The organism is Kitasatospora sp. NPDC005748 (genome assembly GCF_040630735.1).
In the GTDB taxonomy this organism is placed as follows: domain Bacteria; phylum Actinomycetota; class Actinomycetes; order Streptomycetales; family Streptomycetaceae; genus Kitasatospora.
In genome coordinates, this window is record NZ_JBEXYD010000012.1 from 95617 (window position 1) to 109534 (window position 13918).

12 protein-coding genes are annotated in these 13918 nt (G+C 73.6%); 6 read left to right on the forward strand and 6 right to left on the reverse strand.

Features of this window, described 5'->3' with window-relative positions; translation table 11 throughout:
* Positions 1 to 641 precede the first annotated feature (641 nt).
* On the forward strand, positions 642 to 2840 hold the full coding sequence (locus tag ABZ495_RS12605; protein ID WP_359835640.1) for a CDP-glycerol glycerophosphotransferase family protein: 2199 nt from the start codon (positions 642 to 644) through the stop codon (positions 2838 to 2840).
* A 162-nt stretch (positions 2841 to 3002) separates the two neighbouring features.
* On the opposite strand, the gene ABZ495_RS12610 is transcribed toward ABZ495_RS12605, so the two are convergent.
* Positions 3003 to 3215: an EF-hand domain-containing protein gene (locus ABZ495_RS12610; RefSeq protein ID WP_329490549.1), complete on the reverse strand. Its 213-nt coding sequence runs from the start codon at positions 3213 to 3215 to the stop codon at positions 3003 to 3005.
* Between the two features lie 237 nt (positions 3216 to 3452).
* Between ABZ495_RS12610 and ABZ495_RS12615 the strand changes: the two genes are divergently transcribed.
* Positions 3453 to 4121 (forward strand): lysophospholipid acyltransferase family protein, encoded by a 669-nt coding sequence (locus ABZ495_RS12615; RefSeq protein ID WP_359804277.1) that lies wholly within the window; start codon positions 3453 to 3455, stop codon positions 4119 to 4121.
* 41 nt (positions 4122 to 4162) lie between these two features.
* Here the strand turns inward: ABZ495_RS12615 and ABZ495_RS12620 are convergent, their stop codons facing one another.
* Both ABZ495_RS12620 and ABZ495_RS12625 read right to left on the reverse strand, forming a co-directional pair.
* Positions 4163 to 5980 (reverse strand): ABC transporter ATP-binding protein, encoded by a 1818-nt coding sequence (locus ABZ495_RS12620; protein WP_329490547.1) that lies wholly within the window; start codon positions 5978 to 5980, stop codon positions 4163 to 4165.
* Positions 5981 to 6223: 243 nt separating this feature from the next.
* On the reverse strand, positions 6224 to 6997 hold the full coding sequence (locus ABZ495_RS12625) for an SDR family oxidoreductase (protein ID WP_329490546.1): 774 nt from the start codon (positions 6995 to 6997) through the stop codon (positions 6224 to 6226).
* A 189-nt stretch (positions 6998 to 7186) separates the two neighbouring features.
* On the opposite strand from ABZ495_RS12625, the gene ABZ495_RS12630 reads away from it, so the two are divergent.
* From ABZ495_RS12630 to ABZ495_RS12645, 4 genes are all read left to right on the forward strand, one after another.
* Positions 7187 to 7375, forward strand: a complete 189-nt coding sequence (locus ABZ495_RS12630; protein WP_329490545.1) for a hypothetical protein — start codon at positions 7187 to 7189, stop codon at positions 7373 to 7375.
* 94 nt (positions 7376 to 7469) lie between these two features.
* Entirely contained in the window at positions 7470 to 8282 is an 813-nt protein-coding gene (locus tag ABZ495_RS12635; protein ID WP_359835642.1) for a hypothetical protein, read from the forward strand.
* Positions 8279 to 9217 carry a hypothetical protein gene (locus ABZ495_RS12640; protein ID WP_359835644.1) on the forward strand — a complete coding sequence of 313 codons (939 nt, stop codon included), beginning with the start codon at positions 8279 to 8281 and terminating at the stop codon, positions 9215 to 9217. The genes ABZ495_RS12635 and ABZ495_RS12640 overlap by 4 nt, the downstream gene beginning before the upstream one ends.
* Before the next feature lie 5 nt (positions 9218 to 9222).
* Positions 9223 to 10326: a serine hydrolase domain-containing protein gene (locus tag ABZ495_RS12645; protein WP_359835646.1), complete on the forward strand. Its 1104-nt coding sequence runs from the start codon at positions 9223 to 9225 to the stop codon at positions 10324 to 10326.
* A 53-nt stretch (positions 10327 to 10379) separates the two neighbouring features.
* On the opposite strand, the gene ABZ495_RS12650 is transcribed toward ABZ495_RS12645, so the two are convergent.
* The 3 genes from ABZ495_RS12650 to ABZ495_RS12660 are packed head-to-tail and all read right to left on the reverse strand — an operon-like array spanning position 10380 to position 13848.
* Positions 10380 to 11273: an SDR family oxidoreductase gene (locus ABZ495_RS12650; protein ID WP_329490541.1), complete on the reverse strand. Its 894-nt coding sequence runs from the start codon at positions 11271 to 11273 to the stop codon at positions 10380 to 10382.
* Positions 11270 to 12217: an alpha/beta hydrolase gene (locus ABZ495_RS12655; protein ID WP_359804272.1), complete on the reverse strand. Its 948-nt coding sequence runs from the start codon at positions 12215 to 12217 to the stop codon at positions 11270 to 11272. The genes ABZ495_RS12650 and ABZ495_RS12655 overlap by 4 nt, the downstream gene beginning before the upstream one ends.
* The gene (locus ABZ495_RS12660; protein WP_359804271.1) at positions 12214 to 13848 is read right to left on the reverse strand and encodes an NAD(P)/FAD-dependent oxidoreductase; all 1635 of its coding nucleotides are present in this window, start codon (positions 13846 to 13848) and stop codon (positions 12214 to 12216) included. The genes ABZ495_RS12655 and ABZ495_RS12660 overlap by 4 nt, the downstream gene beginning before the upstream one ends.
* Between the last annotated feature and the right edge of the window lie 70 nt (positions 13849 to 13918).

Sequence of the window (13918 nt, forward strand, 5' to 3'; positions counted from 1 at the left end):
ATGATGGTGCACGACCGGCCGCGCGTCACGGGTGCCTCGGGGGTACGCACCCGGCGCTTGCCGGGGAGGTACGCGCCCGGCGTGCGGGATCACCGTCGATCACGACCGGCGGGCCCCGGACGCGACCGGCGGTCGCCCCGCACGCCACCGGAGCGCCACCGACCACTCGGACGAGACAGTTCAGAAAGTGAACACAATCGAGGGATTGACGTGGGGGAAACCTCCAAGCAATATCTTCATCGACCGCGCGAACACGGATCCCGCTCAAGCACCGCTCAATCGTGCGTTCGACTGATGAAGAATTCCGGCTCCCCCGAGCCACTGCCCGGCCACCTCGACGCTGCGGTGGCCAGGCCCGGGAGGCGCTGGGACGGGCGGCCGGCCGTGAGGGTCGGCCGGGCCGCCACCAGGCTGCCGGTGCCGCCCCGTACGGGGCCCGGCACCGGCGGTTCCGGGCCCGCGGACGGCCTCCGGTACGGCCCGGTAGCGAGGCACCGGACCGAAGCCCGCCCCCACGCTCCCGCGACGCATCTCACACCCCCGCACCGCACCCCCGCCCGGCACCGCGCACCGCACCCCCACCCCGTGCCCCGCCCCCGCGCGAATCCGCTCCCCGGCGGCGCTCGGTAGACTCGGCCAGCGTGCCAGTCCTCCTCAGCATCGTGCTCCCGGTCCACGGAGTCGAGCGCTACCTGCCCCGCTGCCTCGACTCGATCCTGGAAGCCACTCCCCTCGGGGAGTCGCGCTTCGAGGTGATCGCGGTCGACGACCTCTCCCCCGATCGCTGCGGCGCGATCCTGGACGAGTACGCCGCCCGCGACCCGCGGTTGCGCGTGCTGCACCTCACCGAGAACCAGGGTCTCGGCGGTGCCCGGACCGCCGCCCTCCCCGAGGTGCGCGGCGAGTACGTCTGGTTCGTCGACAGCGACGACTGGCTGCCGGACGGCACCGTCTCCGCGCTCCTCGACGAGCTCGCGCAGGAACGCGCCCGCGAGACCCCGGCCGACGTCCTGCTCACCGACTTCACCCACGTCTACCCCGACGGCGGGACCGAGCCGAACCCCTGGCGCCACGTCCTGGTCGGCTCGCCGCTGGCCGACGGCTGCACCCTCGCCGAGCACCCCGCGCTGTTCCGGACCGTGATGTCGGTGTGGAACAAGGTCTTCCGCCGCGACTTCCTGCTCGGCCTCGGCGTCTCCTTCGGGCGCGGCTTCTACGAGGACATCTCGGTCACCTACCCGGCCCTGCTGGCCGCCGGACGGCTGCGCTACCTCGACCGGGTCTGCTACTTCTACCGGCGTGGCCGCCCCGGCGCGATCACCAGCACCGCCTCCCCCAAGCACGCCGACGCCTTCGCCCAGTACGACGCGATCTTCGCGTTCCTGGACCGCCCGGACCGGCCCGGCCGCCCGGTGCCGGACACCCTGCGCACCCTCGTCTTCGAGCGGACCGTCCAGCAGGCGCTGACCGTCCACGACACCCCCGGGCTGGTCCCGGCCGGGCTGCGCAAGGACTTCTTCCGGCGGATCGCCGAGCACTTCGCCCGCCACCGCCCGGCCGGCTACCAGTTCCCCGGCGGCCTGCGCGGTGTGCAGTACCGCCTGGCGGCGCGCGGTGCCCGGGTCGCCTACGCGGAACTGCGCCGCACCGGCCGGCTGCCGCGCGAACTCAAGCGGGGGGCGCGGGCCGTCGCCCCGGCGGTGAAGAAGGGGGTGCGCAGCGGCGCCCGCTTCACCGCGTACAACGCGTTCCGCCGGCTCCCGCTGGACGAGCACCTGGCGGTCTACGCGGCGTACTGGCACCGGGGTTACGCGTGCAGCCCGGCGGCGATCTACGAGAAGGCCAGGGAACTCGCCCCGGACGTACGGGGCGTGTGGGTGGTGGAGAACCGGAAGCAGGCGGCCACGCTGCCGGCCGGGGTGCCCTACGTGATCGTCAACACACCGGCCTACCTGAAGGCGATGGCGACCGCCAAGTACTTCGTGAACAACGTCAACTTCCCGCGCACGATGGTGAAGCGGCCGGGGACGGTGCACGTCCAGACGCAGCACGGCACGCCGCTGAAGGCGATGGGGATGGACCTCCGGGACCACCCGGTGGCCGCCGACGGGATGGACTTCGACCGGTTGCTGGAGGCCGTCGACCGCTGGGACTTCCTGGTCTCCTCCAACCCGCACACCAGCGAGCACTTCGCCCGGGCCTTCCCCGGCCGCTACGAGATGCTGGACACCGGCTACCCGCGCAACGACCGGCTGGCCGTCAGCACGCCGGCCGAAGTGGCGGCGATGCGCGAACGGTTCGGGCTGGCACCGGACACCACGGCGGTGCTGTACGCGCCGACGCACCGCGAGGGCCGGGGCGGGTACGTCCCGCTGCTGGACGTCCGCGAGCTGGCCCGGCGGCTGGGCCCAGGCTTCACGCTGCTGGTGCGCACGCACTACTTCCACGCCGGGGGCCCGGGCGACTTGGCGGCGGGTGAGGACGCGGCCGCGATCGTGGACGTCTCGGCGCACCCGACCGTGGAGGACCTCTACCTGGCGGCGGACGTCCTGGTCACCGACTACTCCTCGATGATGTTCGACTACGCCGTGCTGGACCGGCCGATCGTAATCTTCGCGCCGGACTGGGAGGAGTACCGGCGGGTGCGCGGCGTCTACTTCGACCTCTTCGCGGAGCCGCCGGGCGCGGTGACGGTGGATGCCGACGGGCTGGCCTCGGCGCTGCTGGCCGGCGACCCGGAGCCGGCGGCGCGGGCGAAGTTCCGCGAACGGTTCTGCCCGTGGGACGACGGCGGGGCGAGCGAGCGGGTGGTCCGCCGGGTGTTCCCGACCCGGGCCTGAGCAGACGCCGGCCGGGCCGCCCGGAGGGCCGGACCGACCGGCCCGGGAACGCGGCGGGCGGGACCCCGGGATTCCCGGAGCCCCGCCCGATGCGGGCTCGGCCCGGTCCGGACTCGGCCCTGAACGGGCTCGGCCCGGTACCGGCTTCGGCCCGAAGCCGGCTCAGCCCTGACGCGCGGCGAGGAACTCGTCGAAGGTCAGCTCGCCGTCGTGGTTGGTGTCCATCTGCTTGATGATGGCCTCGGCCATCGAGATCGACGTGGTCAGGTCGCCGAGCTCGCGGGCGACCTTCGCGTACTCGACGGCGGTGATCCGGCCGTTGCCGTTCACGTCGTACTTGTCGAACGCCGCGCGGATGGTGTCGACGTCTGCCATGGGTGGCCCCTCCTGAGGAACTGCATGCCTGCGATGATCCGCATGACTGCTGATGTGCGTTTCCGACGGCCGTACCCTACCCGGCCGTGGTGAGCGCCACGGTTGCCGGGAGTGGACGGGCTCGGGGGTGGGTGTCGTAGTCTGCGGGTCTGATCCCGGCCCGGCCGGGGAACGAACGCCGATCGTCGTCTGTTCAGGCCCGGGCTCGTCTCGGGCGTGCTCGTCCTGGGAGGGACCATGCTCGATCTCGTCACCAAGCTGGTGCTGAAACCGCTCGCGCGGGGGATCTGGCGGCCGACCATCGAGGGCCTGGAGAACGTGCCGCGCAAGGGCGGCGTGATCCTGGCCAGCAATCACCTCTCCTTCATCGACAGCGTGGTGATCCCGCTGACCGCGCCGCGCCGGGTGCACTTCCTGGCCAAGGCCGAGTACTTCACCGGTACCGGGATGAAGGGCGCGCTCTCCAAGGGCTTCTTCGAGGCGATCGGCGCGGTGCCCGTCGAGCGCGGCACCTACCGCTCCGCGCAGGCCTCGCTGGAGTCGGCCCTGGAGATCCTGGAGGACGGCAAGGCCTTCGGCATCTACCCCGAGGGCACCCGCTCGCTCGACGGCCGCCTCTACCGCGGCAAGACCGGCGTGGCCTGGCTGGCCCTCACCGCCGGCGTCCCGGTGGTGCCGGTGGCGCTGGAGGGGCCCGACCAGATCCTGCCGATCGGCAAGCGCGTCCCGCGCCTGCGCAAGGTGACGGTCCGCTTCGGCGAGCCGCTGCACTTCGACGAACTGCACGGGCAGGCCCGGTCGCTCAAGGCCCGCCGGCAGGTCACCGACGAGGTGATGCGGGCGATCCAGCAGCTGTCCGGCCAGGAGATCGCGGAGACCTACAACGAGATCCCCAAGGCCGCCTGACCGTCACCCGAGCCCGGGCCACGGACCGGCCGCCCCGGCGGCTACCGCTTTTCGAGCACCGGGACCGGCGCCTCACGGCGCAGCAGGGCCGCGTACCGGCCGTCGGCCTCGACCAGTTCGTCGTGGGTGCCCTGTTCGACGACCTCGCCCCGGTCCAGCACGACGATCCGGTCGGCGGCCCGGACGGTGGAGAGCCGGTGGGCGATGGTGATGGTGGTGCGGTCGGCCGCGAGGGTGTCGATGGCCTGCTGGACGGCCTGCTCGGTGCGGTTGTCCAGCGCGCTGGTGGCCTCGTCCAGGATCAGCACGGGCGGGTTGCGCAGAACGGTCCGGGCCAGCGCGAGACGCTGCTTCTCCCCTCCCGAGAAGCGGTAGCCGCGCTCCCCGACCAGGGTCGCGTAGCCGTCCGGGAGTCCGGCGATGGTGTCGTGGATCTGCGCGGCCCGGGCGGCGGCGACGAGTTCCTCGTCGGTGGCGTCCGGCTTGGCGAAGCGCAGGTTGTCGGCGACCGAGGCGTGGAAGAGGTACGTCTCCTGGGAGACCACGCCGACCGCCCGTGACAGCGAGTCGAAGGAGAGCTCGCGGACGTCCACCCCGTCGATCGTCACCCGGCCGCCGGTGACGTCGTAGAGGCGGGGGACGAGGTAGCTGAGCGTGGTCTTGCCGGAGCCGGTCTCGCCGACCACGGCGAGCGAGCTGCCGGCCGGGACCTTGAGCTCCACCCCGGCGAGCGTGGGCCGCTCCTGCTCGGGGTCGTAGCGGAACTCGACGCCCTCGAAGCGGACCTCGCCGCGGATCTTCTCCAGGACGGTCGGCCGCTCGGGCTCGGCGATCTCCACCGGGAGGTCGAGGTACTCGAAGATCCGCTGGAACAGCGCCAGCGAGGTCTGCACCTGGACACCGGTGGAGAGCAGGCTGATGGTCGGGCGGAACAGGCCCTGCTGGAGCGAGACGAAGGCGACCAGGGTGCCGACCGAGACGATCGGCGAACCGCCGGCCGAGGCCAGTCCGGCCGCCCAGTAGATCACCGCGGGCATCGCGGCCATCACGATCTGGATGGTGTTCATCCGCCAGCGCCCGGCCATGCTGGAGCGCACCTCCAGCTCGGCCAGCCGGTCGGACTGCCCGGTGAAGTCCGCGGCGAGCGAGTCGGAGCGGCCCATGGTGCGGCCGAGCAGGATGCCGCTGACCGAGAGGGACTCCTGCACGGCCGAGCTCATCGCGGCGAGCTGCTTCTGCCGCTCACCGGTGATCTTCTTGCGCTCGTTGCCGACCCGGCGGCTGATCCAGACGAAGACCGGCAGGAGCAGCAGCGAGACGACGGTGAGCCGCCAGTCCAGCGCGACCATCGCGACCACCGAGGCGATCACGCTGGTGAAGTTGGAGACCAGCGAGGTGGCGGTGGAGGTCACGGTGGACTGCATGCCGCCGATGTCGTTGGCGATCCTGGACTGCACCTCGCCGGTACGGGTGCGGGTGAAGAACGCCAGCGACATCCGCTGGAGGTGGCCGTAGACGGCGGTGCGCAGGTCGTGCATCACACGCTGGCCGACGGTGGTGGAGATCAGCGTCTGCAGCACGTTGAAGATGCTGTTGACCACGGCGGCGGCGATCATGCCGAGCGCGAGCAGGCTGAGCAGGCCGGTCCGGCCCTGCGGGATGGCGGTGTCCAGCACGGCCTTCAGCAGGAACGGCGTGACCACCGAGACGACCGCGGAGGCCGCCACCAGCACACCGACCACGGTCAGCCGGCCGGAGTACGGGCGGAACAGCGCGAGGATGCGGCGCCACTGGGCCGGCGGGCGGGGCTCTCCCTCGGCCTGGGCGGGCGGGGTCCAGCTGATGCCGTCGGGCCTCAAGGGCGGGCCTCCTGGGGTCGGACGCGCGGGCGCGCGGCGGGCACGGCGCCGCCGGGGGCCGCGGCGGGCGTGGCGGGCGTGGTGGACACGGCGGTCGGGCGGCCACCGGCATAGCGAGAATAGCTCATAGTTAGCTAAGCTAATAGTGAGACTGTTCCTATTCCCATGGCCGCCCCTGGGGGACCGGCGCCGCCCGGCCCCGCCCGCCACGCGGCCCGCCGGCCCGCCCGCCGAACCGGTGCGTCAGTCGGTCCGGTACGTCCGCGCCGCCTTCGAGGAGACCCCGCCGAGCTTGCCCGACGGCAGCACCCGGGCGATCGCGACCGCGAGCTTGTAGCGCTTGCTCGGCACGGACAGCGAGCGGCCGCGCGCCAGGTCCCTCATGGCCTCGGCGACCACCCGCTCGGCGGACAGCCAGCCCCAGGAGGGGATGTTGCCGGTGCCCATGCCGGCCCGCTCGTGGAACTCGGTGTGGGTGAAGCCCGGGCAGAGCGCCATCAGCCGCACGCCGGTGCCGCCGAGGTCGCGCATCACGCCCTGGGTGAAGCTCACCACCCACGCCTTGCTGGCCCCGTACGTGCCGCGCGGCAGGAACGCCGCCACCGAGGCGACGTTGACGATCGCGCCGCGGCCGCGCTCGCGCATGCCGGGCAGCGCCGCCGTGGTGAGCCGCAGGATCGCCTCGACGTGCACCTTCAGCATGTCCAGCTCGTCCTGGAGCGGGACGGTCAGGAAGGCGCCCTTGTTGCCGAAACCGGCGTTGTTCACGAGCAGGTCCACCGGGTGGGCCGGGTCGGCCAGCCGGGTCTCGACGGCCGCGATACCGGCCTCGGTGGCCAGGTCCGCGGTGAGCACCTCGGTGTCGATGCCGAACTTGGCCCGCAGGTCGGCGGCCGCGCGCTCCAGCCGCTCGGTGTCCCGGGCCACCAGGACGAGCCGGTAGCCGCTCCGGGCGAGCCGGCGGGCGAACGCGGCTCCGATGCCGGCGGTCGCGCCGGTGATCAAGGCAGTGGTCATGCAGCGACCGTATCTACTCGCGGGTATCCGCGACACCCCGGGCGCTCTCGCTGCGCGCCGGTGAGGTACCTCTCGGTGACGGTGGTCACGGAGCGTACTGCGGTGGCGCCGGATGGTTCGTGCTCCTATGGTCGATGAAGGGGGGCATCGCCGGACCGGGCGATGGAACTTCGATGAGGAGGCACTCAGATGCTTACTCAGACCACGCGGACGACGCTCGCCACCCAGGCCGAGCTCGACGCACTAGGCATGTTGATCACGGAGGACGAGGCGACCGTCAGCGACGCGCCCACGTACCGCCCCGAAGCCGCCGCCCTGCTGCTCCTGGCAGGAGCGCTGCTGCTGTCGCCGAAGCCGCCGAAGGAGAAGACCCGGTAATCCGGGACCGACGGCACCCGGCACCGCGCGGAGTCCGCGGGCGCACAGCGGGCCCGTGACACCGCGAAGCCCTCTTCAAGGAGAAGTACGCACCATGCCAACCGCCGATCTCTCGCTCCGCGACGAATACGCCGCAGCGGTGGAGCGGCTGGCAGGCCGCACCCTCGACGCCCTCCGTGGTGTCGAGGGCGCGGTCGCGCCCGCCGCGCCCGACACCGGCCCCGCGCCGCGTCCGGTCCTCGCCGCCGCCCGGGTGCTCGGGCCGGACGTGCTCGCACCGCAGGTGCTGGGTGTGGCCGGGGCCGACGAACAGGCCGTCCTGCTGCTGACCGAAGCCCACCGGGCCTTCCCCCTCGCCGGCTTTCCGGCGCCCACCGAACCGGGGTCCCCCGTCTCCGCCCGGTCCGCCGGCGACGACCGGGCGGCTGGTGCCGTCCTCGTCGCCGCGTGGCGGGACTGGGCCACCACCGTGCTGCTCGCCCGGGCGCCCGGACCCGCCGCCGACCTGCTGTTCCCCGAACCGGCCGGCGACACGGCGCACGACCGCGGTGTGCCCCACCCCGGTCACGCCCCGCGGCCGGAGCCCCACGCCTGGCAGGCCTGGTCGGTCCGGATGGCCCAGCTGTCCGCCCTCGCCCTCCCCGGCCTCGACGGCCCCGTGCACGACGCGGCCCGCGAGCACGGTCTCGCCCTCGCCCGCGGCGCCGTCCGTTCGCTGCTGCGCTGCGACTACCGGGTCGCCGCCCGGCTGACCAGATGGCTCGCCTGGCTCGCCGCCGACAGACGGCCGCTGCCCCTGGAGGTCGAACCCATGCTGGACCGGATCCGGGCCGTGGGTGACGGCAGTGCCCGCACCGCACTCGAACTCGCTGTGGCCGAACACCTGCTGAGCGGAGCGGCTTCATGACCGATAACCAGCTCCTCTCCTCCGCACAGCAGTTGGGATCGCGTGCGATGGCCTGGCTGCACGACTGCCACGAGCGCGGCTTCGGCCGACTCCCCGACGACGTCACCATCGACCTGGCCGATCCGAACAACGCCTACAAGCCGCTCGCCGAGTCCGCCCTCGCCGCGTCACTCGTCCTGCGCGACGGCGTCACCGGCCCCCACGACGCCCGCATCGCCCGCGAACTCCTGGACTTCGGCTGGTCCCAACTGCGGGAGGGGAACCTCCTGTACGAGCGGCTGCTGCGCTACCCCGTGATGACCGACCCGCTGGAGACGTACGTCCACTTCGCCCGGTCCGGCTACCGGCACGCCCCGCTGGAGGAGCTCCTGGAGTCCCTGACGAAGGTCCGCGGGATCCAGGCCATCGAGATGATGCCCAACCGGCGGCTCGCCCTCGCCAACGCGCGCCGAGTGATCGGACTGCGCAATCAGCCCGACGACTGGGACGCCCTCACCTCCCGGACCTGGCTCGGCGCGACACCGGAACCCTGGGCCATCGACTGGCTGACCGGCTACCACATCACCCACGCCGTCTTCCACCTCACCGACTGGGGTGCCCGGCCCGAGGGCATGCCCGAACCGATGCGCGACTACGTCCGCACCTGGCTGCCGGTCTGGGTCGACACCTGGCTGGAGGTCGGTCAGTGGGACCTCGTCGGCGAACTCCTGGTGGTCGACTCGTGCGTCGGGGAGCCCGTCACCGGCACGCAGGGCTGGGAGGCGCTGGCCGCGATCCAGCGCGAGGACGGGCTGATCCCGCGCGAGAGCGCCGAGCCGGTCTCGGACGACCCCGAGCAGGCCTTCCGCGACCACGAGCACACCGCCGTCGTCGCCGTGGTGGCCGGCACCGTCACCCTGTCGCGGGCACTCGGCGGCGCCGCGGTCGCGGCCTGAACGCGATGACCGACCCGGACACGATGACCGGCCCGCCCTCCGCCGCCCGCCGGGCGGCGGAGGGCGGCCTGCACGGCTTCAGCGGCCCGGGTGCGGACCAGGCCCCCGCCCTCGTCCGGGCCGCCGCGCCGTACGCCACCGCCGTGACGCTGGCCGTGGCCCGCGGGGACCGGACCGCCGTCCACTGCCACGGCCGGACCGCCCTCGACGGGGAGCCCTGCACGCCCGAGACCGTCTACGAACTCGGCTCCGTCACCAAGACGTTCACCGCCCTGCTGCTCGCCGTCATGACCGCACGGGGCGAAGTCGCCCTGGACGACCCGCTGCAGCGGCACCTCCCGACGGGCTGGTGCCCGCCGGACGTCCGGCACGGCGGCCCGATCCGGCTGCTGCACCTGGCCACCCACACCTCGGGCCTGCCCAAGCTCCCGCCCGGACTGCTCGCGACCGCCCTCCCCAGCTGGGCCCGCAATCCGTACGCGGGCTTCGACGACCGACGGCTGCGCGCCGGCGTGGCCCGAACCAGCGTGCGCCACGCGCCCGGTACGCGCTACGGGTACTCCAACTACGGGGTCGGCCTGCTCGGCCGGCTGCTCGCCGAGGCGGGCGGCACCGGCTACGCCGAGCTGCTCGCCGACCGCCTCTGCCGCCCCCTCGGCCTGCGCACCGCCACCTGCTCCCCCGACGCCCCGCACCGCGCCACCGGCCACCGGCGCGGTCGCCCGATCCCGCCGTGGCTCATCCCCGGGCTGCCGGGCGCCGGCGCCGTCCGGGCCGGCGGCGCCGATGTGCTGCGCTTCCTCCGCGCCCACCTGTCGCCGGAGGAAGGCGAGTTGGGGCACGCGCTGCGCGACGTCCAGCGCCCATGGCTTCGGCTCTCCCGATCGGGCGACCGAATCGGCCTGGTCTGGAACCTGCGCAGGACGCCGGACGGCCGCGATCTTTACTTCCACTCCGGCGCCACCCGCGGGTTCACCGTCGTCGTCGGCTTCTGCCCGCAGACCGCGACGGCGGTGGCCGCCCTCACCAACACCGGTCCGGCGCTCGACGGGCGCTTCGTGCAGTCGGCGTACGACACTCTGAAACAGCTCGCGAAGCCGGCGAACTGAGCGGTGCCCCGGCCCGGCCGGCCCGGCGGGACGGGGCCGGCCGGGCCCGGCGGTCAGGGCTTCTCGGGGTGCGCGGCGCTGTCCGCGGCGCCGCCCGCGCCGACCGGGCGGAGGCGGGAGGCCGCGGTGGCGGCCAGCTGCGGGGCGAGCCGGGCGATGTCGCGGGAGCCGACGGCGGCGATCAGCGAGGGCAGGATCCAGCGGACCGGCTGCATGCCGCGCAGCCAGGGCTGGGCGTAGACGTGGGCGGAGCGGCGGGCGATGCCGGCGACCAGGCGGTCCACGGCCGGGCCGAGCGGGTACGTCTTGTTGGCCGGCCAGGGCAGGCGGTCGCGCATCTGCTTGAGGACGGCGTCCTGGTCGGCGCCGCGGACCATGTCGGTGTCGGTCCAACTCAGGTAGCCGACACCGACCTTGACGCCCTGGTGGGCGACCTCGGCGCGGATCGAGTGGGCGAAGGCCTCGACGCCGGACTTGCTGGCGCAGTACGCGCTCATCAGCGGGGCGGGCGTGAGCGCGGCGAGCGAGGCGATCTGGAGCAGGTAGCCGCGGCTCTCGGCGAGGGCCGGCAGGAAGGCCCGCGCGGTGGCCACGCTGCCGAGCAGGTTCACCTCGATCACCCGGCTGAACGCCCGGTGGTCGCTGTCCAGTAGCGGGCCGCCGATGGCGATGCCCGCGTTGGCGACCACCACGTCGATCCGGCCGTAGTGCTCCTTGATCCGGCGGGCGGTCTCGGTGAGCGCGTCGATGTCGGTGACGTCGGCCTCCCAGGCGGTGGCGCCCGGGCCGCAGAGTGCGGCGACCTCCTTGAGCTCGGCCGGTTCCAGCCCGAGCAGGGCCACCTTGGCGCCCTGCAGGGTGAGCTTGCGGGCCAGGGCGGCGCCGACCCCGCGCGCGGCACCCGTGACGACGACGACCTGTGCGGACAGCGGCAACGTGGCACTCATGCGGTCAGGCTCCTCTGGGGGGAAGGACGGTGGGCGGCGGGCAGGTGGGCGGTCGCGAGCCGCTCGATCTCGGCGGCGACCTCGGCGGGCCGCTCGATCGGCACCATGTGGCCGGCCCCGGGCAGCAGGAGCAGCCCCTGCGGGTCGGGCAGCGCGGCGACGATGCGGTGCGCGTGCGCCGGCGGGGTCAGCCGGTCGTCGGTGCCGACCACGACGGCGGTCGGCACGGTGAGCCGGGCCAGCCCGGCGCGGACGTCGAGCGAGTCCAGGACGCCGGCCCAGCGGGCCCGGACGGCGGTCGGACAGGCGTGCACCACCCGGGCCGTCGCCTCGACCCGGTCGGCGGGCGAACCCGCCCCCATGGTGACGTACTTGAGCACCGCACGGCTGACCGGGCCGACCGGACCGAGCGGCAGCCGGGAGCGCAGGCCCTGCCGGTGCAGGAAGCGCCGCAGCCGTGCCGGGCGCACCGCCTCCGGCAGCACGAGCAACTCGGTCACCAGGTCGGCCGGGCCGGTGGAGACCAGCACCGCGGCGGCGGTCCGCTCGGCGACCTCGGGGCGGCCGGCGGCGGCCATCACGGTCATGCCGCCCATGCTGTGGCCGACCAGGACGGCCCGCTCCCCCGCCGGAACGGTCCGGGCGAGCACGGCGGAGAGGTCCTCGGCGAGCGCCCGGGTCGAGTAGCGGAGCCGGCTGGGCGGGACCTCGCTACGGCCGTGGCCGCGCTGGTCGTAGGCCACCACCCGGTAGCGGTCGGCGAGCCGGTGGATCACCGGCGCCCAGAAGACGGTCGAGCAGGTCCAGCCGTGGGCGAGCACCACGGTCGGGGCGCCGGGCTGCCCGTGGATCTCGGCGTGCAGCCGGCTCCCGTCGGCCGAGCGGATCACCAACTCCTCGGCGGGGGCGGGCGGGACGCAGTCGGCGGGGATCGCGGGGCTCATGCCAGCGCCTCCTCGGGCGTCCCGGCGCTCCGGTCGGCCGGCACGGTCCGCATGATCAGCTCGTACTCGGCGAGGTCGACCTTGCGGGTGGCCCGGCGGAAGGAGGTGGTGGAGCCGGGCCAGAGCACGGTGTTCTTGCCGCTGCTGTCCAGGTACCAGCTGCGGCAGCCGCCGGTGGTCCAGACGGTCCGGTCCATCCGGTGCTGGAGTTCGAGGTTCCAGTGCCGCTGGGCGCGGGCGGTCGGCTGCATCGCGGTGGCGCCGACCGAGCCGAGCGTGGTGAGGGCGTCGACCAGGTAGTTGAGCTGGGACTCGATCATGAGGATCATCGAACTGTTGCCGAGGCCGGTGTTGGGGCCGATCACGAAGAACAGGTTCGGGAAGCCGTGCACGGTGGAGCCGCGCAGCGCCTCCATACCGTCCTTCCACTCCTCCGCCAGGCTGGTGCCGTTGGCCCCGAACACCCGGGCGCCGATGGGCATGTCGGTGACGTGGAAGCCGGTGCCGAAGACGATCGCGTCGACTTCGTGCTCGCTGCCGTCGGAGGCGACCAGGGTCGAGCCGCGCACCTCGCGCAGGCCGGCGGCGACCACCTCGGTGTTGGCGGCGGCCAGCGCCGGATAGTAGGTGTTACTGAGCAGGATGCGCTTGCAGCCGATCCGGTAGTCCGGCGTGAGCTTGGCGCGCAGCGCCGGATCGGTGACGCTCTGGGCGATGTGCCGCTCGGCGAGCTGCTGGACGAGCTTCAGCAGGCCGGGCCGGCGGACGAACGCGTCCACCTGGAGCTCGCGGAGCGCGAAGAGGGTGCCCCGGCGGAGCTTGGCGGTGAGGGGCAGCCGGGTGTGCAGCCACTTCTCGGCGTCGGTGATCGCGCGGTCGCGGCGCGGCAGGACCCAGGCCGGGGTGCGCTGGAAGACGGTCAGCCGGCCCACCTCGGGCTGGATGTTGGGAATGATCTGGGCGGCGGAGGCGCCGGTGCCGACCATCGCGACCCGCTTGCCGGCGAGGTCGAAGTCGTGGTCCCAGCGGGAGGAGTGGAACACCTTGCCGGTGAAGGAGTCCAGGCCCGGCAGGTCGGGGATCTGCGGGTCGGCGAGCGGCCCGGCGGCGGAGACCACGGCGTCGGCCGTCCACTGGCCGGCCGTGGTGGTGATCCGCCAGCGGGTCCGGTCGGCCTCCCAGCGGGCCTCGGTGACCTCGGCGTTGAACCGCAGGTGCGGGCGGATGCCGAAGACGTCGGTGACCTTCTCCAGGTAGGCGCGGATGTCGGGCTGGCCGGAGAAGCTGCGCGGCCAGTCGGGGTTGGGCGCGAAGGAGAAGGAGTACAGGTGGGAGGGGACGTCGCAGGCGCAACCGGGGTAGCTGTTGTCCCGCCAGGTGCCGCCGACCGAGTCGGCGCGCTCCAGGATGACGAAGTCGGTGATCCCGGCGCGGCGCAGCCGGACGCCGGCGCCGATGCCGCCGAAGCCGGAGCCGATGACGGCCACCCGGACGTGCGGGGCGTCGGGTGCGGCCGGGGTGGCTTCCGGGGCCGGGGTGGTGTCCGGGGCGGTGTCGGCCGGGCCGGTCGAGGCGTCGAGCGGGGCCCGGTCGGACGCGTCGGGGCGGGGGCGCTTCGTGCTGGATGCCATGCGGCGTCCTCCTGAGGGTGGGGGCCGTGAGGTGCGCACTGCCGCGACGTGCCGTCGTGCGTCCTGCCAT